The following is a 21,957-nucleotide window of genomic DNA, read 5'->3' on the forward strand; positions in this document are numbered from 1 at the left end:
TACATTTAAATAATTTTTTAATAAAGTGACTTTAAACAAACATTTAAATTTTTAGATATTTCAATAAGAAGATGATAGGGTGCTGAAGGAACACACCCTATCACGATGATTTTTTATTTTATTTCTTCTAAGATTTCCTCAATTGCATTAAAAGGGATAATCTCCCAATCCATTACTTCATCCAACCATTCATTCAACGACTTATCAAAAGTAAAAGTATCTTCCGGTTTCAGTAAATACCTTTGATAATAATGAATAAACAAAAATAATTTACGGTAGCTGTTTTCTTTCGAAAGTTGATAGTCAGCTTCTGTCAACAATACACTTGCAGCACAAATATGGAACATTTTGTCCATGAATCTTCTAGCTGCTATTTCTTGTTCTGCAGTTTTTTCACGCTTGATGATGTCGACTTGCTTTCTAAATGTATCGATCGTCGAGCGTAAAATGCCGGCCGCCTCTTGAACCTTGCTATTCTTCAAATCAGAAAGCCTTCTGTCCAAATCGTTTAAAAATGCTACATCTGCATTGTCTTTGTTAAAGGCACGAATAATATCAAGAGCAATGATGTTTGTTGTTCCTTCCCAAATTGAGCCCAAATGGGCATCTCGGACAAGCTTCGGATTCACCCAGTCCTCAATATAGCCATTTCCACCGCGGATTTCCATCGATTCGGCAGTGATGTACCTTGCTCGTTTGCAAATGTAACCTTTTAACAGAGGCGTCATGACTCTAAGCAATGTTTGATACTCTTCGCTTCCGCTATCTGCTTTATCATAAACAGCAGACGTATAGAAAATCATCGATGCAGCCGCTTCAGCATCCAGCATCTGTTCAAAAATGTTCTCTCTCATTAATGGCAAATCAATCAGCGTTTTGCCGAAAGCTTGTCTTCCTTTGGCGGTAACAGCTGCTTCTAAATAGCTTCTTCTCATCATGGCTGCAGAACGAACCGCATTTGAAAGTCTTGATGAGTTAACCATTGACATCATTTGTTTAAAGCCGGTATTCAACTCTCCAACCACATACGCCACTGCACCTTCAAATGTAATTTCGCCTGATGCCATATCTCTTGTTCCTAATTTATCTTTTAATCGATTAATGCGGTAACGGTTATGTTCGCCATTTTCCAATGTTTTTGGAACGAGAAACATTGCCAATCCTTTCGTCCCTTCTGGAGCTCCTTCAGGACGTGCTAACGCCAATGCAAGATCCGCAGAAACATTTGAACAGAACCATTTATCTCCCCACAGTTCCCAATGATCGCCTACTTTTTTAGCTGTTAGCGTATTTGCACCAACGTCTGATCCGCCTTGCTTTTCTGTCATAAATTGGGCAGCTGACCAGCGCTCTTCCTTATTCGTGCTTGTTAAAAGCGGAAAATACTTTTCTTTCATTTCCGGGCTAGCGTATTGGTCCAAAATGCGAGCTGCAGAATCTGTCATATTCATCGGACAGCAAAGCCCAAATTCTGATTGCGCAAACAAATACCAAAATGAATATTTTAAAACTTTCGTAAAAGGTGTTGGCCATCCAAACACACCCGGACGATTTGACATCGCCGCAAAGCCAAATTGTTCAAAGCCAATCTCCTCCATGCGAGTATAGGAAGGATGGTATTTCACTTCGTCAACCCGCCCGCCTTTGTGATTATAATTCATTAACTCGGGGGTATAACGATCGGCATCGCGAGAAAGTTGGTCAAGTTCATCACCTGCAATCTCTCCCAATTCCTTCAAATGTGGCAAAGCTTTGTTCAAGTCCTCTTTAGGCAAATACATATTTAAAAGAAATTGTAAGTTAGGATCGGTTTCAAAAAAATTCATACCTTTCGTATCAGGCATTTCAATAGTTTCAGATTTAGGAGTTCCTGTCGTTTTTTCAAGGTTCAATCATAACATTCCTTTCTGAAATTTTTTCGGAATTCAAATTCCTATATTTTTAATTATAAATTCTCTTTTTGAGAAGTCAATGAGTTAAAACATCATTGACTGTTGGCAATTGAAAGAAAATTTAAATGGTTATATTGTGCTATACTACCTTTAAACAACGATCAATACGCGTACTAAAAGTATTGGAGGATTCCTACCTGATTATGGACACAAAAATATCAACAACGGTGCAACGCGCAATTAAAATTTTAAATTATTTAAGAGACACCTCTGGTCCGAGGGGAATAAAAGAAATTAGTGAAAGCCTGAATCTTTCACCCCCTGTTACACATCGTCTCCTGACGACATTAAAAATGGACGGATTGGTAATCCAGGATTTAACTTCTAAAAAGTATTCACTCGGTACCGTTTTTATCGATTATGCAAATAAATTAATTTGTGATATACCGATTATTATCGATTCCCAACTAATCAAATTAAGAGATGCGACACAGGAAACAGTTGGATTTTATATGCTAAGCGGGCTGACCCGGGTGTGTGTCATTGAACATGAAAGCCAACAGGAAATCAGCAGAAAAACGAAAATTGGAAATCGCATTCCCCTTCACCTTGGGGCAAGCGGGAGAGTTATCCTCGCATTCCTAGATAAAGATTTGCAAGAAAAAGTTTTATCTCTTCTTCCAGACGATGAGCAAAAACTGCTTATTCAAAAGCTTGAGGTGATCTCCGAAACAAAATATTCAATAAATGAAGAAGAACTAACAAAAAACGTTGCAGCATTAGCCGCTCCGGTTTTCGGAGGGAAAGGAAAAATCATTGGCGCCATTTCAATTTCAGGGCCTTTTTTCAGATGGAATAAAAAAGCGATGGAAAGGCATATCCCGTTGTTATTGGAGACTACTGAAGCGATCTCAAAATCACTTTATTAAAAAACACGTATTCTCCAATATTTCTGGAGATACGTGTTTTTGCTTTTACTTGCCTTTAAACTCCGGCTCTCTTTTTTCGAAAAATGCTTGCACACCTTCTTTAAAGTCTTCTGTATTAAACGCAATGCCTTGTCCTTGCGCTTCCATTTCCAAGAGCACCCGTAAATCACGGTTTAAATGCTGGTTCATGATTTTTTTCGCCATGCCAATCGAAACCGGCGCTTTTTTAGACATTTTTTCAGCGAATGATTCCGCTTCTTCAAGCAAACGATCAGCCGGAACTACGCGATTTACAAAACCTAGTTCCTTTGCCTCTTCTGCAGTGATTCGTTCACCCATAAACATTAATTCCTTCGCCCTTTGATGCCCAATGAGTATAGGAAGAAAATGAAGTGCCGCAAAGTCAGGAATCAACCCGACATTCACGAAGCTTTGTACGAAAAATGCATTGTCAGCTGCGATAATTAAATCGCACAATAAAGTTAAACTAAAGCCAGCCCCCGCAGCTGCACCATTCACGGCAGCAATAATCGGCTTCTCGATTTCAAGCATTTTTAAGATGAGCGGCTGCGACGCTTGAAGCCTCTCTCTGCCTTGAAGCGGTGTCAGTTCTTTAAGTGCCGTTAAATCCCCGCCTGCTGAAAAAGCTTTTCCTTCACCAGTTAGAATGATGCACTTGATCTCATCATTTTGCTCGGCATATTCCAAAGCTTTTTGCAGTTCAAGCCTCATTTCCATAATCAACGCATTTCTTTTGCTTGGTTCATTCAAGCGGATGATATATGTACCGCCTTTTTTCTCTGTCAATAACGATTGAAATTCCATGGAAATCTCCCCTTTCTAAATTATTATCCCCTTTCGAAGCGCAGCTTTCAACCAGTATAATCCGTATTTCTTTCTACATAATCATAGATTTGCTGGCCAATGCTTTCTTTTCTTCCGTATTCGATTTCTTCTACGATATGGCCAACTAATCCAACCGCACGCGAAGCAACAGCAAATGACTTTACGACTTTATAATCTAATGCCATATCCGACATGATCGCACCGATTGCACCAACAGCATTCAATGTGACCGTTTTTCCTTTCGATTCGCAAAATTGCCGGTGGATTTCTTTTAGAAGCTTCGAATTTTTACCGAAAAACCCTAACTCCTTAGCAATCTCAAATAATTTTGTTGTCCTTGGATCTTCCGGCTTGTGCATTGGATGGCCAAAGCCTGGCAGCTGAAGGCCGTTTTCTTTTCTTTCTTTAATAACAATAGAGGCAAGTTCTTGAATTTCTTTATCTTCACCATGTTTTTTGAAAGCCTTTTGAAGCATTTCCGCAACATATTCCATCGCACCGAGATAAACTGTTCCAGCACCTAATAATCCTGCAGCAACTGCAGCTTGCACAGCTTCCGGCGCACCGAGATATGTTAATCTTGTCGAGATGGAGCTCGGTGTAAAACCGTGTTCACAAATCGCAACTAAAATGGCATTTAACATTTTTGATTCATTTTCAGTTGGCTTTCTGTGCTTTGCACCTAAAAATGCCATATCGGCTAACGTAATTTTTCCAATTAAATCCTCTGTCAAATCATAGCCATGCACATAAATTTTATCTGGTGTTGACTTTCCAATGCTAGTTTTGAATTCCATCGTTTCTGTCCACTCCTAATGTAATATTTCTTTCTAATCGTATTTTTTTATTATTACTTTACAAGCTCTGCCTTTCTTTCGAACCAAAAGTCAGGGAAATCACTTTCAGAAATTCCCTTTTCACTTGCTTCATCAATGACGGTTTCCCATGCCTCAGCCAATTTCTTTTGCCTTTCTTTTAATGCATTATTTTGTTCTTCTTTTTCATCATCCCAAAGGTCATGTTCTTTAAAGAACTTCACAGCACCGTCATGGAATGGGACACCAAGCGGAGTTGTATTAATTTTATCAATTCCCCATTGCTGTGTTCCTGATGTAGCATCTTTATAACTGTCAAAGGTATCGTGAATTCTCGTCATCAATTCATAAACGATGTCTTCATCAACATCTGCATACGAAACTAATGGATAAGGATACGCCATAAATGTTTGCGGTCCTTCGCTCAAGCCGGCACCAACTCCCCACTTTTCAGGGACAAGCCACGGAGCTGCTTCTTGAATCGCTTTCCATTCATCTGAGTTCACATCATCAGGAAGAGTCATCCATTGAATGCCTTTTGCTTGCTCCACTTCAAGAAGTGCTGCTGCACCAGGCAACATGAAAGCGACATCAATTTGCCCTTGCTTCAAAGCATCTGCTTGTGCAGCGTAGCTCGTAATTTCTACGGCCTTCACATCATCCCAAGTAAGCCCGCCTGCAGCTAGAAATCCTTCGGTTTTTACGTTAATAGATGCTCCAGCTGTAATATGAGGAACTTTTTTCCCTTTTAAATCTGCTGGTTTTTCGATGCCTGATTCTTTTAATACAACACCATTAATATGTGTCATCGAAGGCCAAATGACTGTCATATTTTGTGGTCCCCATGAATTTGCGGCAAATTCTTCTGTTCCTTCAAATGCAAATTGGTATTCGTCACCTAAGCGGCCAAAGGTTGCTGTTCCATCCCTAAGTGGCGTCATTCTCCCTACCCCATTCCCTGAAGGAAGCAAGCGGATTTGCATGCCATATTCCTGAGTGAGTGCGTTGGCAACCGCCGAAAATTCTGCATAACCTGAAGAGCCAACATCGTACACGCTTACTGCGACTTTATCTAGGGATGCTTCGCCTCCAGTTTTCTCTTCTTTATTGTTTTCTGTACTTGCTTTTTGATCCCCGCTGTCACTGCCGCAAGCTGCGAGAGCAAGTAAAAAGATTACAGTGATAATAGACAGAAATAATTTTTTTGCCATTCTCGTCTCTCCCTTAATTCTCTATTTTCAATTATTTTTAAAGTAATTTTTCTTTATTTGGGCTGCAATAATATTTTTTTGGATTTCGGAAGTTCCTTCGTAAATTTTTGTAATGCGCGCATCCCGGTAATATCTTTCGATTGGGTAGTCACTCATGTAACCGATTCCGCCGTGTATTTGAACAGCTTGATCTGCGATACGACAGTACACTTCGGAACCTAGCAGTTTAACCATCGCCGCTTCTTTAATGACGTTCATCTTTTGGTCAACCATCCATGCCACCCGGTAAGTCATGCTTCTCAAAGTTTCAATGTCAAGATCCATTTCAGCAAAATAATGCTGAATCACTTGCTGTTCAAAAATTGGTTTTCCAAATTGTTCCCGCTCCATCGCATGTTTTAACGTAAGTTCCATTAATTTAACACATGATCCTAAGTTTCTTGCAGCTAATCCAGCTCGTCCATTCGCTAATATTTTTAAAGCGTTTACATAGCCTTGCCCTTCTTCTCCAAGCACGTTTTCTACTGGAACTTCGCAATCTTCAAAAAACAATTCTACCGATTGTGAAGCGTGAAGCCCCATTTTTTGTTCAACATTTCCAACCATGAAACCTGGGAAATCTTTCTCAACGATAAAGGAAGTGATCCCTTTTGCTCCTTTACTCGGATCGGTTACCGCCATCACAGTAAAAACATCGGCGATGTTACCGTTTGTAATGTAATGCTTGGAACCATTCAAAATATATTTATCGCCTTTGCGAACTGCCGTTGTTTTTATATTGCTGGCGTTCGAGCCTGCACTGGGCTCTGTTAATGCAAAAGCCCCGATATATTCACCCGATGCGAGCTTAGGCAAATATTTTTGTTTTTGTTCTTCGTTTCCCATTTCAACAATGCCGACTGTGCCGATCCCTGTATGTCCACCGATGAGTGTCGTATACCCGTTGATTGTTTTGCCTAGCTCTTCATAAATGGCCACCTTGCCGACCATACCAATTCCTAACCCTCCATATTCAGCAGGGATGCTCAATCCAAAGAGTCCCATCTCTTTACTCATATCCATAATTTCTTTTGGAACATAGTCTTTTTTCTCCATCTCATCTGCTCTCGGATCGACCGTGTTGTACACAAAGTCCTTAACCGTCTGCTTGAGCGCCAACAACTCTTCATCTAATTGAAAATCCATTTTCTCATCTCTCCCTTTTTAAAAAAATTAAATAATGCCTTCCTCATTTAATTTGGAAATTTCATCTTTCTGTAATCCCAATTCCGACAATACCTCTTCGGTATGTTCCCCCAGTCTTGGCGGATAGTGCCTTACTGATGCAGGAGTGTCTGATAATTTAATCGGAAAAGCAGGTGTTTTCAGTCCTTTAATGGTTGGATGGTCAATCTCAGCCATCATTCCCCTCGCAACAGCTTGAGGCGACGTAACGACTTCGCCGACTGTATTGATTGGGCCGCAAGGTACCCCGACGTCATCTAGTTTTCCGCAAACTTCATCGCTTATAAGCTGTTCTATTCTCTCGCTAAGAATGGGAACCAATTTTTCCCTATTTGCGACTCTTTGTTTATTTGTTTTGTATTCTTCAATTTCCAATAAATCTTCCCAGCCTAATGCTTGGCACATTTTTTGCCATAGTGAATCATTAGCAGCGGCGATAACCACATCTTTGTCCTTCGCTTTAAACACTTGGTAAGGAACAATCGTATGATGCCCTTGCCCCATCGGCTCTGCTGATTTACCTGTTGCAAAGTATCCTGTAGCCAAATGATTCAGCATCATAACCTGGCCATCCAATAAACTGCAATCCACATACTGGCCTTCGCCCGTTTTTTCCCGGGCCATGAGAGCAGCCATCGCCCCTAATGCACCTAAAATACCTGTAGACATATCAACAACTGACGGGCCGGCTTTATATGGTTTGCCTTTTTCACCTGTTGTGCTCATTAATCCGGAATACGCCTGCAAGAGAAGATCATATCCGGCACGATATTTTTCAGGGCCTGTCCGGCCGAATCCTGAAATCGACACATAAACCAATCTAGGATTGATCTTTTTTAATGTTTCATAATCAATTCCAAGCTTTTCCTGTGCCCCCGTACGGAAGTTTTCGATTAAAACATCGCTTTTCTTCACGAGCTCATAGATGATTTTCTTGCCTTTTTCACTTTTGAGATCAACCGTAATGCTTCTTTTGTTCCGATTTGAGCTTAAAAAATAACAGCTTTCCCCGTCCCAGTCCGGCGGGCTAAATCTTCTAGACTCATCACCGATATTCGGCTGTTCAACTTTAATGACATCTGCTCCTAAATCTCCTAGCAATTGACCAGTTACAGGACCGGCAAGCGTCCGGGCCAATTCCAATACTTTTATTCCTTCTAATGGTGTAACCACAGCTTTCACTCCATTTTGTTATTCTTTCCAAACAATCATTCCGTCAAGAGCCGCAATGCCTTTGCCCTCTTGAAAGACCCATATTGGATTAATATCCATTTCCTTCATTTTGCCTTCATTAGTATGTGCGAAATTAGATATTTGTACGATTGCTTCTGCAAGCGCTTGAATATCGCGCTTTACGGATCCCCTTACACCTTCCAATAGGGCGTACCCTTTTAATTCCTTTAGCATTTGGTGCGCTTCATTTATGGATATTGGCGTCTTTCTTATCGAGATATCATTTAATATTTCAATAAATACACCGCCAAGGCCACAGACGATGAGTGATCCAAAATCAGGATCATCTTTTATCCCGATAAACATTTCAACGCCTTCTTCTTGAATCATTTCTTCCACAAGCACACAAGTCATTTTGGCGGTGGGAGAGAACTTTTTCACAGAGTTCATCAAGTCTTCGTAACTTTTTTGAAGCTCTTGTGGGTTTCTTATATTTACCTTTACACCTCCGGCATCGGTTTTGTGCAAAATGTCATCTGATATTACTTTACAAACAACCGGAAATGAAAGCGTATCCTTTACTTTTTCTAATTGTTCTTTACTTTTAATAACCGTTCCTTTCGGAACCCGTATGTTCATTTCAGCCAAAATTTGTTTAACCTTTTCCTCTGTCCAAACGCCCGATTCGGGAAACTCAATTTGATAAGTGATCGCATGATGAATCTCATTCTTTTCTGTATCCTTACAAGCTAAAGAGAACTCAACCAATCTTTTTAAAGCAACCATTGTTTTATATGAGGTTGTATAAACGGGAACCCCCTTTTCTTCCAAATATGCCTTCCCATGCCCTGTTATTTCTTTCGATCCTGTTACGGTAACAATGATTGGTTTGTCTGTTGTTTTATCAATCTCTGCAATTTTTTCACAAATTTTCTTTCCAAGCTCTCCGCCAAATGTTGTTTGAACAATAATGGCGTCTATGCCAGGATCGTCGATGACAATTTTAAGTGTATCAATGAATATATGCTGTTCTTTCAACGCTTGTGCAGTGATATCAACAGGGTTCATCGCAGAACCGTATGGCGGAATGACCTGTTTTATTTTTTCTTCGGTTTCTTTCGATAGAGTGACTAGCTCAAGGCCGAGCTCTTCGCTGTAGTCTGCCATCGCAATTCCTGCTGCACCTGAATTTGATATTGTTACGACACGGTTGCCATTTGCCAACTTGCCGCGTGAAAAGATTTTCATCGCATCGATCATGTCATCGATATCATTCGCAGTTATGACCCCGTATTGTTTTGCTATTGCTTGGAAAGCCTGCTCTGACCCAGTTAAGGAAGCCGTATGTGACATAGCAGCTTGTTTGCCTAGTTCTGAACGGCCTGCTTTTAATAAAACTAACGGCTTTTTCAATTGCTTTGAACGTTCAGCGAGATTAATGAGCATGTTGCCGTCCGGTATGCTTTCTAAGTAACCGCAAACAACCGTAGTATCTTCATCTTCCAGCATATATTCCATGCAATCCAATGTATGGATATCAATCTGGTTACCTGTATTTACAATGTATGAGAAGCCAATGTTTTCTTCTTGCGCGATACCAAAAAGAGAAAAACCGAGCGCACCGCTTTGCGAGGCAAACCCGACATTGCCTGTCACAAAGCCTTTATCCGTTTCAAAGGAAGTCGAGAAACCTAAAGGTATGCTTTCTTTCGCGTTTAATAAACCAATACAGTTTGGCCCAAGCAGATGCATGTTTGCCCTCTTCGCTTCTTCCAGCAATTTTTCTTGAAGAATTCGGCCCTCTTCACCAGCCTCGGCAAAACCCGCTCCAAAAAGAATCAAATGTTTCACCGATTTTTGCTTACATTCTTCAAAAATTTGCATGATTCTTGCTTGCGATACCGCAATAAGCGCCACATCAATCTCACCCGGAACATTTAATATACTAGGGTAACAAGTGATGCCACCTATCTCATCATATCTTGGATTGACAGGGTAAATCGCCCCTTTATAGTGATGCCGAATAAGATTTTTAAGTGGTTTGCCGCTTATGGATGAAAAATCTTTTGAAACTCCAATAACCGCTACTGATTTTGGATTTAAAAATTTTTCAAGTACTTCTTTATTTCGCATTGTTTCCCTCCGTTCTTTCAAGTTACCTATCAAATTTGACGTAGACATCCTTAAAAAATTTCAGTAAATTTTCAATACTCATGGAAATAGAAACAGTAACCGTTTTCATTGGTTAAAAAGCCTTTTCTATTAGGATATCGGATCCAAAACTATTTGTCTATAACTTCTGAATGTTTTAACGAAAATCATCACTATGCTTAGCTAGTTAATTGAATTTAAAATGAGCGGAAAAAGTTAGTCTACATATAAAAAAACGCCGAGCTATTTCGCATTAACATACACGAAAAAGATGGCGATTTTCATTAATTGGAGATTGGAATCTTTTTTAACTTGACTCTTGCAAAAAACATGTTGACAACTTTTGTTGAAAGTGATTAGTTTTGTAATGTTTACACGGAATGAATTGACACCTCACTTTTTTTGTGGTATTGGAAGGTTGGGACTGGTGTATCCAATTCCTGTTATATAATTTTTTGGACATCAGCATCAGGGATGGGAGAAGCCAGATGTACAATAAACCATTGAAAATGTTGTTCGGTGAATGCGACTACAACAAATGGTTCCTCAACAGCCATTGATATAATGTAATCTTGCTCATTTATAATTAAATTTGTTGCAATTCCTAATGGCAGGGGGAATGCTAATCACATTCCAAACTTAATCCATCATCTGATTCTATATAAAATGAACTAAACTACATTACTCCCTGTTCTAACCGGGTATAGAATACTAATACTCGAGAAGGGACGGGAGATTAATGACTAAATGTAATGAAATCAAACTGCTTGAAGAAGCCATGCGATCCACTAATGATAAAAGACTTTACGAACGTTATCTTGCTGTTAAACTTCGTTTGGAAGGCCATACGCTTCCCGCTATTGGAAAAGTCATAGGCCGTAGCCGCCAAGCGGTAGGCCGATATTGGGCTGCCTATCAAAAAGACGGTATTTCAGGGCTTAATTTAAAAAAATCTCCAGGAAAACCTCAAAAATTAACAAAAGAACAACAGGACCAGCTGGCAGACACAATTATCAATAAGGTACCAGCTGATGTTGGCTTTGAAGCGAAATATACGTGGACGCTGCCTTTGATTGCTTCCTGGATTGAAAGGGAATTCAACCAATCCTTTACCCCTAGAGGTGTGTAAAAGATGCTCCACCGGCTTGGATTCAGCTATACGAAAGCCACCTATACACTGGCTAAAGCTGATGCGGAAGAACAGAGAAAGTTTAAAGAGGAAACCTTTCCGGCTCTAAAAAAAAGCTTGAAGATGGCATGATTGATCACCTGTTGTTTGAGGATGAAGCTTTCATCCGTGCTTATCAAGCTCTTCAATACAATTGGTTTCCAAAAGGGCAACGGCGCAAGATTCCTACTTACGGGCAACATAAGGAGGCCAAGCTGTATGCAGCAATAAACTATGAAACCGGGCAGATCACCCACCGTGAAGAACAGGACAATACCTCCTTATCCTTTAGACGATTTCTGGAAGACATCCTAAATGAGTATCCGGATGGGGAAATTGTTATGATCCTTGATAACAGCAGGATGCACCGAGCCAAATCCATTGAAGCATTTCTGGAAGAGCACCCCCGTTTGCACTTCATCTTTCTGCCTAAATACAGTCCGGAGCTGAACCTGGTCGAAGGACTCTGGAAGTGGCTGAAGGAAGACGTAATTAACAATGTTTTTTTCAGCAAGTTTTACCTCATCCATAAACACGTCACTGCTTTTATGGATAAAAGCAATCAAAGACCTTGGAAAGTGATTGACCGGCTTCTTGTCAAATTTTAACGTTACATTCAAAAGTTCATTTTATATAGTTCCCGACTTATCTAAACCCGTTAAGTCAATAACTCTCTTAAGCCGTTATGATATAGTTTCTTGATAAAATCCTTCAACACGAGAAGTAGAAACAGACATAGTATATCCTCTATTAGAAACTACCAATTTTTTGAAGGGAATTTAGGTTTTCTATTTTCAAAAAATGCCTTGATCCCTTCTTCTGCATCTTTATTTGTAAAAGCTCTTTGTCCCCAAAGTGCTTCTTCATGAAACGCTGCTTCCATTGGTAAACTCATTAATCGAATCACGGATTCTTTGGCTACTTGAACTGCATTGGCACTGTTGTCAAGAATCATTTCCGCGTAACATAATGCATGATCCATTAATTCTGATGGTTCAACGACTTCATTTAAAATCCCGTAAGACAGAGCTTCTACTGCTGAAAATTTTCTCCCAGTGAGAATCAATTCCATCGTTCTAGCATAAGAGATTTGTCTTACTAATCTTACCAATGTGCCACCAGCTGGTACAACACCAATCCCTACCTCTGGAAACCCAAATAAAGCAGTATTGGAAGAAATTCGGATATCTGTTGAGAGTAGGATTTCTAGTCCTCCACCAAAACAATACCCATTCACTGCACCAATAATTGGTTTAAACATCTGCGTGTTCTTCAAATGAGTATCGTCCCACTCTGAAATATCATGGTTCCCTTCCATGAGAAAGGGGATCGATTCATCAAGATCTGCACCGACGCAAAACGACTTTTCTCCCTCACCCGTTAAAATACAGACTGCCACTTTGGGATCGCCAGCTGCCCGTTTGAACGAGTTAGCTAGCTCTTCGTACATCGCTAAGGTTAAAGCATTCAATTTTGCAGGATTGTTAAATTTAATAATGGCAATCCCGTCTTGTACGTCATAAGAAATTGCCAATTTTAAATCACTCCCTTTCTATTTAGATCTTCCAATTCCTGAATAGACAAACCGAGTAAATCACCAAAAATCTTCTCATTGTGTTCGCCTACTTTTGGTGCCAAGCCTGTCGGATCGCCAGGGGTCGAACTAAGCTTAATCGGTAAACCGAACATCTCGATTAATCCTCCTGGATAAGTGCTTCTGATAATCATCTCTCTTGCTTTAATTTGCGGGTCTTCAACTACCTGTTTAATATTTTTAATTGGTGAAAGAGGAACTTCGTCAGCCAGACCTTCTTCCAATTCAGCGACTGTGTAACGAGCAAACCACTCTTCTAATTTTGGCTTTACTTTTGTAGCGTAAGTTTCTTTATCGAATCGTTTATCCATCGTATCGATTTCCGGAACAGTGGCAAATTCGGGTTCACCAAAAAAACTGCAAGTGATTTTCCAGAATTTATCTGTATATCCTCCAAAGAAAATATAGCCGTCGGCACACTTAAATAATTCATATGGACGAACAAATGGATGCTCGTTACCCAAAGGTTCCTGAATATTTCCACCAACTGTATAATTAACCACAGCGGACTCTGTCAGAGCAAGCACCGAATCCTGTTGTGAAATATCAACAATTTGTCCTTCTCCTGTTCGTTGGGCATGCATATAAGCTGCAAGCGTTCCAAATGAACCAAACATAGAAGCGGATAAATCACCTATAATCGTACCCACACGTAACGGGGGATGATTAGGTAAGCCGTTCATCGACCATAATCCACCTGTTGCTTGAGCGCTATTATCATAGGCAGGGCGCTTAATATATGGCCCGTTTTGTCCATAACCAGAAATTGCAGTATAAACAAGTTTTGGATTAATTCCCTTAAGGACTTCATAGCCAACCCCTAATTTGGTCATAACCCCTGGTCTGAAGTTTTCAACAAGAATATCTGCTTTTTTAACCAATTTCTTTAACAATTCTTTGCCCTCTTCTTCACGTAAATTAATTGTGACACCAAGCTTATTACGATTATACTGAGCAAAAAATGCACTAAATTTTGTGTCTTCACTCTCTTCTCCAATAAAAGGAGGGAACCCCCTAGTATAATCAGGGGCTTGTGGATCCTCCACTTTGATAACAGTTGCACCTAGGTCTGCAAATAACATGGAACAGAAAGGTCCAGCTACAACTCTTGTTATATCTATGACTGTTACTCCTTCAAGTGGTTTCATGAATAAACTCCTTTCATCCTACCTTGATTGTTGCTCTGACTGCAGTACCGCAACCAGGACAAAATTGCTCTATTAATGAAATGGAAGGCTTCGTTTCTCGACGACGTACCCGAACTCCAAATTGACCCAATTTATCAGCAATATTTGATGTTACTTTTTCAGCGCACTCAAACTCATAGGAACCTAAGTGGGTACAGCAATATTTACATTCATAGGTTCCGTCTGACCTCTTCAAAGTACCAATACTCTGCTCTGAATCTCTACTGTCCAAACGAACTTCCTTTACCTCACTAACCGGAACGTTAATCCTTTCTGCTCGTAAATTGCGACGATTTGCCTCCGACTTATCTTTATCAATTTCGAGTGTTTTTTCTACGAAAACAATTCCGTATGCAAATCTTGCTATTTCTGGTGTTACATAACCGCTGAGTACATCATATTCTACTTTGTATAATGGTCTTAATAGTGGATCACCAAAGCCACCACCACCTGCATTATTTTGAACGAAAACATCGCCCACTTTCACATAGCTATTATCATTAATTGCAAGTAGTTCATCCTCCTGACTTATTAGAGAATTAGCATCTGGCACTTGTCCTGACTTAAATAGCTCATTCACATTTGTTTCACGTTTAATAATGTGCTGGCTGCTCCCACCTGGATAACCGCCACCATAACCTTCAGCTGGAACTTGGGAAGTTGGAGAAAAAACAGTTTGAACCGCTTCTTCACAACCCCAGAGCGTCCATGCAAAGTCCAATCCAAGTCCACCCCTAAAATAACCTGGTCCAGCACTTTTCGGGTCTAGCTTTTTCCATAAATAAAGGACAGGATACATCATTTCGTTGCTCTCAACGTCTGGTAGAACATTGTTAACCTGTGTCATCATCCCAGAAGAGTCAAGTCCATCTCCATTGTACTGTGCACCTGCTCCCATTCCACCGCCATCCATGTTGAAAAGTACGAAATAGTCACCTTTGTCTGAACTACCCGCAGTTATTCCACCAGTCCAAGAGTCAGACCATTGACCTTGTGTACGACGGTTAAGAACTTCGTCACTTGATTTTGCACAAGCTTGATTTAACACCTTAATCATGACACGTGTAACCTTTCCTCCTGTTGTTAAGTGTCCATTACTAACAGGTGCAGGAACAACTGGATTTACAATGGTGCCTTCTTCTGCATGAATCGTAAAAGGCATCATAACCCCATAGTTAAATGGTATGTCCCATGCCAATACGGGCATAATTGCTGAAGCAACACTTCCTAAAGTCGCTCCAAAGCTACAGTTTACAAATCCGTCTGTTTGCTTACTAGATTGCGAAAAATCAAGGGTAATTTCGTCGCCCTTTACTTCCATTCGACAATGAATGCGATAAAGTTCATCCACGTGCCCATTATTTTCTGTCCATTCTTCAGCTTCATAGACGTCCTCTTGAATGCTTTCAATACGTTTGCGGACAACTTCTTCCGCTAGTTCAATTGATTTTTGCGTATAATCCCAAAACTTTTGGTTACCAACTTCATTAATCGTAGCAGTCAGTCTCTTAATTCCCGTATTGTTAGCTGCAACAAGACTTCGAACGTCATTCCAGAAAAGAACAGGTAGACGAAGATTGTTTAAAATCATATTTTTTACAAACTCAATTGGACGGCCGTTCTCATAAATCTTTGTGCCAGGCGGCATGCGGATCGCTTCACTGAAACAATCAACTGCTTGTGGTGCAAAACCACCTGGTGTCATTCCCCCAACATCCATTAAGTGTGCTTGCGATTGTGCCCATGCGATGATTTCACCATCATAAAATATTGGTGAAAGTAACGTAACATCAGGTGGATGAGTAGAACCAGAAGTATGCGGATCGTTACTAATAAACGCATCACCTGGATTCACATCGGTTAAGGTAATCGCTTTCAAAAGGTTTTGAATCGCAATGCTCCCAGAGCCAATGTGGAACTGAACGTAATCAGAGTAAGCAAGCACTCTTCCTTCTTTATCAAAAATGGCCGTATTAAAATCCCCAGCTTCTGTAATAACTGGTGAACCTGAAGAACGTATCATTGCAATGCCCATTTCTTCTACGATGTTATTGAGCCGCATACGCAATACTTCCAATGTTACTGGATCGAAATTTTTCATGGAACAACCTCCTATTTATTTTATTCAAATTAATTGTTAGCCAAACTATTTAAGGACAAGACGGTAGCCATCCAATGAATCAAGTGGCTCCAATGTACCTCCTTTAGGAACAAAAATTGTCGTATCTGGCAACTCTAAGATACACGTTCCCGAAACGGCTGATTCGATGCCATCTCGATAAACTGGTATATTGAGTAATTCACCTGACATCGGTTCAAAAACATCTCTCATATCTTTACGAAGCAATTCTACTCCTGTTCTAAGCTCCTTCATTTGCTTCCCTGCTGCTTCTTTAGAACCACCAACAGCGCGAATGCGTGCATTAACTAGAAGGATTTCTGCATCTTCCCAAGCGGTCCCTGCTCCGAATTCTTTCTCATAATCCTCAATGAATGATTGACGGATAACTGTTTTATCTTCCTCAGTAAGGACTCCATTAGGAATTCTTGTTGCAACTTCAAAAATTTGACCGTTAAATTTCATATCTACCTCACGAATAAGAATGCGAGTTTCTTCAGGAATGGATTCTTTTTCAAACCATTCAAGTGCTTTTTGATCCAATTCGTTAAAAACTGTATTCAAATAGTCAATGGATTGGTTAAAAGTCCATGGTGCTGTTTTTGAAGTTGTATAAATTGCTTCTGCCTGTAAGAGACCTGTAGCAGAAAAAACGGACGCTTGTTTCGGAATAATAATTTCATTAATTCCGAGTTCATGACCAATGGCAGCAACAAACAATCCAGTCGCTCCACCAAATGAAACGAGACTAAAATCACGAGGGTCATATCCACGATTAATTGTAATCGATCGAATTGCATTTGCCATTTGATGAATCGTTAATTGGTAAATGCCTGATGCTGTTTTTTCAATGGAAAGATCTAATGAATCAGCCAGCTTGTCTTTTATAGCTTGAACCGCTTTGTCACGATTAATTTCCACACTTCCACCTAGGTAATAATTTGGATCGAGTAGATTTAATACGACCGCAGCATCCGTGACAGTTGGTTCCGTTCCGCCATTGTCATAACATACTGGTCCTGGATTTGCCCCTGCACTCTTTGGACCTACTCTTAGTAAACCTCGACTATCTAACCAGGCAATACTACCCCCACCTGCACCGATCCCTTCGATATCAACGACAGTTAAGCTCGTAGAAAATTCACCAATCTCTGCACGTTGAACGATTCTCGCTTCACCGTCAGAAATAAAGGACGTATCAAAGGTCGTACCACCCATGTCTGCCGTGATAATTTTATCAATATTTAACTTGTTACCAATTGCTTTTGAAGCTACTACTCCTCCTACTGGACCAGAATTGAACATATAAATTGGCTTTTTAATAACATCTCCAATTGAAGCGAAGCCTCCGTTGACTTGCATAATTTTAATTTCACACTGTAAGCCATACTTATTAAATTTGCGTTCCAATTCTTCGAAATGGCGCTCTACGATTGGCTTGACGGCAGCGTCAAGAACCGTTGTTACCATTCTTTCGTATTCTCTATACATTGGAGCAATTTCTGAAGATAAAGTACAAGGCACTTCAGGAGCAAGTTCAGCTAAAATTTCTTTTACACGCTGCTCATGCTTAGGATTTCTAAACGAAAACAAGAAACATACAGCGATAGCTTGAACTCCTTTATCTAAAAGGTTTTTTAATTCATTTCTTATCTGTTCTTCATCTAATTTAACAACTTCATCACCGTTCACATCGACGCGCTCAGTAATTTCCACAATGTTTTGTCGATCAACAATATCAGGTTTCGGCTTTTGTAAATGGGGGTCATACTCGCTCCCACGAGCTGAACGTGCAATACGTAACGTATCAGCAAACCCCTTTGTTGTTAATAACCCAACTTTTGCGAGACGCATTTCATCAATTGCATTGGTTACAATAGTATTCCCCAATACAAATCGGTTAATTTTAGGCACAAGCTGTCGAACACCTATATCCATTCTCTTTGACACTTCCTCTAGTCCAACTAAGATACCGCTTACAATATCTTTTGTAGAGAGTGCCTTAGCTGTCCAAAGTTGGTTTGTACCCGTTACAACAACATCTGTAAACGTACCCCCGATGTCAATACCTACTTCATACCCCACTGAATACACCTCCGAATAAATTTTTTGATGGTTTCCGTTGAGAAAATAAAAGTTTTACATCAAAACCATCCCACTCAATATTTTGTCAACCAACTAGATTGATATTTTGGCTGAAACAGTCAAAATAGACCTTTAAAAACTCCGTTGTATCATTTTATTCAACTTTGTTGAATAAAATACACATTGATTATATTATATTCTTTTTATAAAGTAAATACTTTTTCTATTTTTTGAATGTTCTACAAATAAATTACTAAAACTGCACATAGAGTCGGCTTATTCAGAAAGTTTACTTGTTCTTTAAAAGATACGTTTTCTTTTTTTGTAACTCAATAATGCATAATTCTTTCGTGTAAAATAAGCGACTATTCTGCTGAAATAAGATAAGAGTTGTAATTACGTTTCACTATAAGTCATGAATCTTTTCGTTATACATTTGAAGAGCAGCTACTTGCATATTTTAAAATCATAGAGTTAAATAGAAGTTCTGTAGACACGCATGAAGGGGAAGCATAGGATCGCCGATCTGAGTCCAAGTGGCTTGAAATTAATCTCGAAATTACACATACTTATCGAAATGAAACTAACCATTCGCTTTGTTTTAAATGAAAACAATTACAGTACTAATACCTAATAATAAAGAATACGAATTTACCATTTAGGGATCCGCTATTTTGAGAAAGATATATTGCCCTAACTTATATCCCCCTAGACTAGTTGCCATACTCGCTACAATTCAAAAATAAGCTGTTTACTAGAAATCGTATCTCCCAAAATTTCAATAAATTGTTCCTTGTCCCGCGCATTCTCTTGATTGACTCCAGAATTTTTGGGATTTGACATATTTCGCCCCCCTCACTTAAGCGAATTAGTAATCTCTAAAATACGATCATAACGAAAATCCTTTTCTTCAATCGCCTTTTGCACTACCTTTTCAATAAGATCACCTTTCGCACCAGCCATAATCGCTAAATTTTTAGCATGTAAACGCATATGACCAGTTTGGATCCCTTCTGCTGATAGTGCACGTAAACTTGCCGCATTTTCTGTTAATCCCACTGCCGCAATCATTCCAGCTAATTCCTCTGCTGTTTTTACCCCCATTATTTTCAAGGCAACTTGGGCAACCGGATGTGTTTTCGTAGCACCCCCAATAATCCCGACTGCCATTGGAACCTCTAAGGTTCCTACTAAATTTCCTTCCTTATTAAGCTCCCAAGTTGTAAGAGATCGGTATCTACCAGTTCTTGAAGCATAGGCATGTGCTCCTGCTTCTACAGCCCGTGTATCATTTCCAGTCGCTAGAACAACGGATGTAATCCCATTCATTACTCCTTTATTATGTGTTGCTGCGCGATAGGGGTCTGCATCTGCAAATTCAAAAGCGCTTACAATATTTTTAACGATTTCTTCTCCCCCTAGCATCTCCGAAGAAAATACGCCTCTCGCTCTAACGACTCTTTTGTCGGCTAAATTCGTTATAATACGTAAAACAACTCTTCCACCTGTCATTTTTTCAATGAATGGGGAAACATATTCTGCCATTGTATTTACTGCATTTGCTCCCATTGCATCTTTTGTATCAACAATTAAATGGATAACTAACATTGTTTCCTTTACCGTATTTATGAGATGCACTTCAATATCCTTTACGCCACCTCCTAAGCTCACCAAAGTAGGGTCTTTTAAATTGCATTGTTCTATAATTTCTTCTTTATTCTCATAGACTCTTGCCCTTGCAGCATAAGGATCACAAATATCTAACACTTGAATTTGCCCGCGCATTATTGTTCCAGATGTTGCTGTATAAATGCCGCCTAAATCATATGCGGCTCTTGCTGCATTACTTGCTGCCGCAATAACGGAAGGCTCTTCCGTGGCCATCGGAATGAATACGTCTTTACCATTTACTTTAAAATTAGCAGCCACCCCTAATGGAATACTAATTTGTCCAATCACATTCTCCACCATTGCGTCAGCCAAATCTAGCGACATACCATTAGACAAAATATTTACTTCATCATGTGTTAAACCTACATCCTTCGCAATAAGATTTACTCTTTCCTCTACAGACAATTGATAAAAACCTTTCACTCTTGAACCCTTCATAAAATCCTCCCTCAATTTAGTTTCTTTAAATTCAACTTTGTTGAATGGTGACATAATCAATTTATAATAAAATTGATTATCTGTAAAGAAATTTTTTATAAAAAAAGATAATTCAAAAGAAAAGATTATAGTTTATTCTTCGACATATATTGTAAGTACCTTTGAAACTTCGTCGCTATTGTTAATAAATATATGTGGTTTCTTTCCAGAAAAATACGCAGAGTCACCCTGAACCAAGTTAAAAGTTTTTCCATCATACTTTAGTTGAATAGCCCCGGTAATAACATAAATAAACTCGTCATTATCATGGACATAAGGTTCGATTTCTTCTGCCCCTTTTAAAACAGTAACAATGGTTGGGTTAATATTACTCATAAAGTTTTTATTAGCTAATAATTCATATTCATAACCAATCTCATTCTTAGCAACATTCTCATTGCGATCACTTTTTCTTACGATTGATAATCCCTCATGCTCTTCTTGAATAACAAACCAAGACATCGGAGAACCTAATGCTTCGGCAATCTTGGAAAGTGTAACTAAACTAGGTGTCGCAACCCCATTTTCAATTTTTGAAATATGACTTTTTGTAATGCCCACTAATTCAGCAAGGGATGCTTGTGTAAGTTTTTTCTTTGTTCGCATTAGTTTAATTCTCTTGCCTAATTCTTTAGATCCCATTATTAATACTCTCTCCTATCTATTTTTCTTACAATCTTAAAATATAACAGATAAGCTAAAAACCGTGAAGTGTAAAATTGTAAGTAGATTCTATCTGAAATCAAAAAAGCCCTGATTATTATCCAGTATGGTAGCTTATACCGAAAGATAGATCAAGGCGTTCTCATATGTATCGTTGAGTATTTACTATTTCACTTTAGTTAATTTTTCTACCGATATCACGAAGCTTATTTCTTTGAATTTTTTCTCCATTCGATCCGGCTGTTGTTGGAAATTCATCAATAAACAGGATTTCATTAGGGCACTTAAAGTCTGCCAAACCAACTTTACAATAATCTAAAATTTGGTGTTCAGACAACTCATAACCGTCCTTTACTTTCACAAATGCAATCAACCTTTCGAAGCCATCAACAGCAACTTGAACAACTTGGACGATGTCAATTTCCTGCATTAAACAAATGTAATCCTCAATTTCTTTAGGAGAAACGAGAAAACCCTTCAACCTAATTGCTTCTCTTAAACGTCCTTTATATATAATTGATCCATCCTCAAGCATTACGCCTAAGTCACCAGTCTTAAACTTTCCATCTTGAGTAAATGATTCTTTTGTTTTTTCAGGATTATTATAGTATCCTTCCATGACACTATAGCCACCGATAACAATTTCACCTTCTTCACCCGTTTTTAACGGTGCCCCAGTTTCTTTATCTAAACATACATGACCCGCCGGGTCACAAACTTGGGATGAAAATGGTTCCATCCAATAGTTACCA

Annotated in this window: 16 protein-coding genes and 1 pseudogene; 2 read left to right on the forward strand and 15 right to left on the reverse strand. The window is 39.3% G+C overall.

Annotation, left to right across the window (positions count from 1 at the left end; genetic code table 11):
* Window positions 1-113: 113 nt before the first annotated feature.
* Window positions 114-1,892: an acyl-CoA dehydrogenase family protein gene (locus tag DCC39_RS13590; protein ID WP_116555443.1), complete on the reverse strand. Its 1,779-nt coding sequence runs from the start codon at window positions 1,890-1,892 to the stop codon at window positions 114-116.
* Window positions 1,893-2,095: 203 nt separating this feature from the next.
* Between DCC39_RS13590 and DCC39_RS13595 the strand changes: the two genes are divergently transcribed.
* On the forward strand, window positions 2,096-2,821 hold the full coding sequence (locus DCC39_RS13595) for an IclR family transcriptional regulator (protein ID WP_116555444.1): 726 nt from the start codon (window positions 2,096-2,098) through the stop codon (window positions 2,819-2,821).
* Window positions 2,822-2,866: 45 nt separating this feature from the next.
* On the opposite strand, the gene DCC39_RS13600 is transcribed toward DCC39_RS13595, so the two are convergent.
* The 7 genes from DCC39_RS13600 to DCC39_RS19850 all read right to left on the reverse strand — a co-directional run bounded on the left by DCC39_RS13600 (window position 2,867) and on the right by DCC39_RS19850 (window position 10,855).
* On the reverse strand, window positions 2,867-3,646 hold the full coding sequence (locus tag DCC39_RS13600) for an enoyl-CoA hydratase/isomerase family protein (protein ID WP_116555445.1): 780 nt from the start codon (window positions 3,644-3,646) through the stop codon (window positions 2,867-2,869).
* Window positions 3,647-3,693: 47 nt separating this feature from the next.
* The gene (locus DCC39_RS13605) at window positions 3,694-4,464 is read right to left on the reverse strand and encodes a citryl-CoA lyase (protein WP_116555446.1); all 771 of its coding nucleotides are present in this window, start codon (window positions 4,462-4,464) and stop codon (window positions 3,694-3,696) included.
* Window positions 4,465-4,517: 53 nt separating this feature from the next.
* Complete coding sequence (locus DCC39_RS13610) at window positions 4,518-5,693, reverse strand: TAXI family TRAP transporter solute-binding subunit (RefSeq protein ID WP_116555447.1); 1,176 nt, start codon at window positions 5,691-5,693, stop codon at window positions 4,518-4,520.
* Window positions 5,694-5,720: 27 nt separating this feature from the next.
* Window positions 5,721-6,878: an acyl-CoA dehydrogenase family protein gene (locus tag DCC39_RS13615; protein WP_116555448.1), complete on the reverse strand. Its 1,158-nt coding sequence runs from the start codon at window positions 6,876-6,878 to the stop codon at window positions 5,721-5,723.
* A 27-nt stretch (window positions 6,879-6,905) separates the two neighbouring features.
* Entirely contained in the window at window positions 6,906-8,090 is a 1,185-nt protein-coding gene (locus DCC39_RS13620) for a CaiB/BaiF CoA transferase family protein (RefSeq protein ID WP_116555449.1), read from the reverse strand.
* Window positions 8,091-8,108: 18 nt separating this feature from the next.
* Complete coding sequence (locus DCC39_RS13625; protein WP_165820877.1) at window positions 8,109-10,223, reverse strand: acetate--CoA ligase family protein; 2,115 nt, start codon at window positions 10,221-10,223, stop codon at window positions 8,109-8,111.
* 461 nt (window positions 10,224-10,684) lie between these two features.
* Window positions 10,685-10,855, reverse strand: coding sequence for a hypothetical protein (locus DCC39_RS19850; protein WP_116555451.1), 171 nt, complete (start codon window positions 10,853-10,855; stop codon window positions 10,685-10,687).
* Between the two features lie 125 nt (window positions 10,856-10,980).
* On the opposite strand from DCC39_RS19850, the pseudogene DCC39_RS13635 reads away from it, so the two are divergent.
* A pseudogene (locus DCC39_RS13635) lies at window positions 10,981-12,017 on the forward strand (IS630 family transposase).
* A gap of 149 nt (window positions 12,018-12,166) precedes the next feature.
* Here the strand turns inward: DCC39_RS13635 and DCC39_RS13640 are convergent.
* The 7 genes from DCC39_RS13640 to DCC39_RS13670 all read right to left on the reverse strand — a co-directional run.
* Window positions 12,167-12,943: an enoyl-CoA hydratase/isomerase family protein gene (locus DCC39_RS13640; RefSeq protein ID WP_116555452.1), complete on the reverse strand. Its 777-nt coding sequence runs from the start codon at window positions 12,941-12,943 to the stop codon at window positions 12,167-12,169.
* Between the two features lie 2 nt (window positions 12,944-12,945).
* Entirely contained in the window at window positions 12,946-14,151 is a 1,206-nt protein-coding gene (locus DCC39_RS13645; protein ID WP_116555453.1) for a CaiB/BaiF CoA transferase family protein, read from the reverse strand.
* Window positions 14,152-14,164: 13 nt separating this feature from the next.
* Window positions 14,165-16,291 (reverse strand): hydantoinase B/oxoprolinase family protein, encoded by a 2,127-nt coding sequence (locus DCC39_RS13650; RefSeq protein WP_116555454.1) that lies wholly within the window; start codon window positions 16,289-16,291, stop codon window positions 14,165-14,167.
* 45 nt (window positions 16,292-16,336) lie between these two features.
* Window positions 16,337-18,394: a hydantoinase/oxoprolinase family protein gene (locus tag DCC39_RS13655; protein WP_116555455.1), complete on the reverse strand. Its 2,058-nt coding sequence runs from the start codon at window positions 18,392-18,394 to the stop codon at window positions 16,337-16,339.
* Between the two features lie 855 nt (window positions 18,395-19,249).
* A complete protein-coding gene (locus DCC39_RS13660) occupies window positions 19,250-20,557 on the reverse strand; it encodes a hydroxymethylglutaryl-CoA reductase, degradative (RefSeq protein WP_116555456.1) in 1,308 nt (435 codons plus the stop codon).
* Window positions 20,558-20,635: 78 nt separating this feature from the next.
* Window positions 20,636-21,184, reverse strand: a complete 549-nt coding sequence (locus DCC39_RS13665; protein WP_116555457.1) for a helix-turn-helix domain-containing protein — start codon at window positions 21,182-21,184, stop codon at window positions 20,636-20,638.
* 196 nt (window positions 21,185-21,380) lie between these two features.
* The coding region (locus tag DCC39_RS13670; protein WP_205948515.1) for an AMP-binding enzyme at window positions 21,381-21,957 on the reverse strand (577 nt) is incomplete at its 5' end.

The sequence above is a fragment of the Pueribacillus theae genome, from assembly GCF_003097615.1.
In the GTDB taxonomy this organism is placed as follows: Bacteria; Bacillota; Bacilli; order Bacillales; family UBA6769; genus Pueribacillus; species Pueribacillus theae.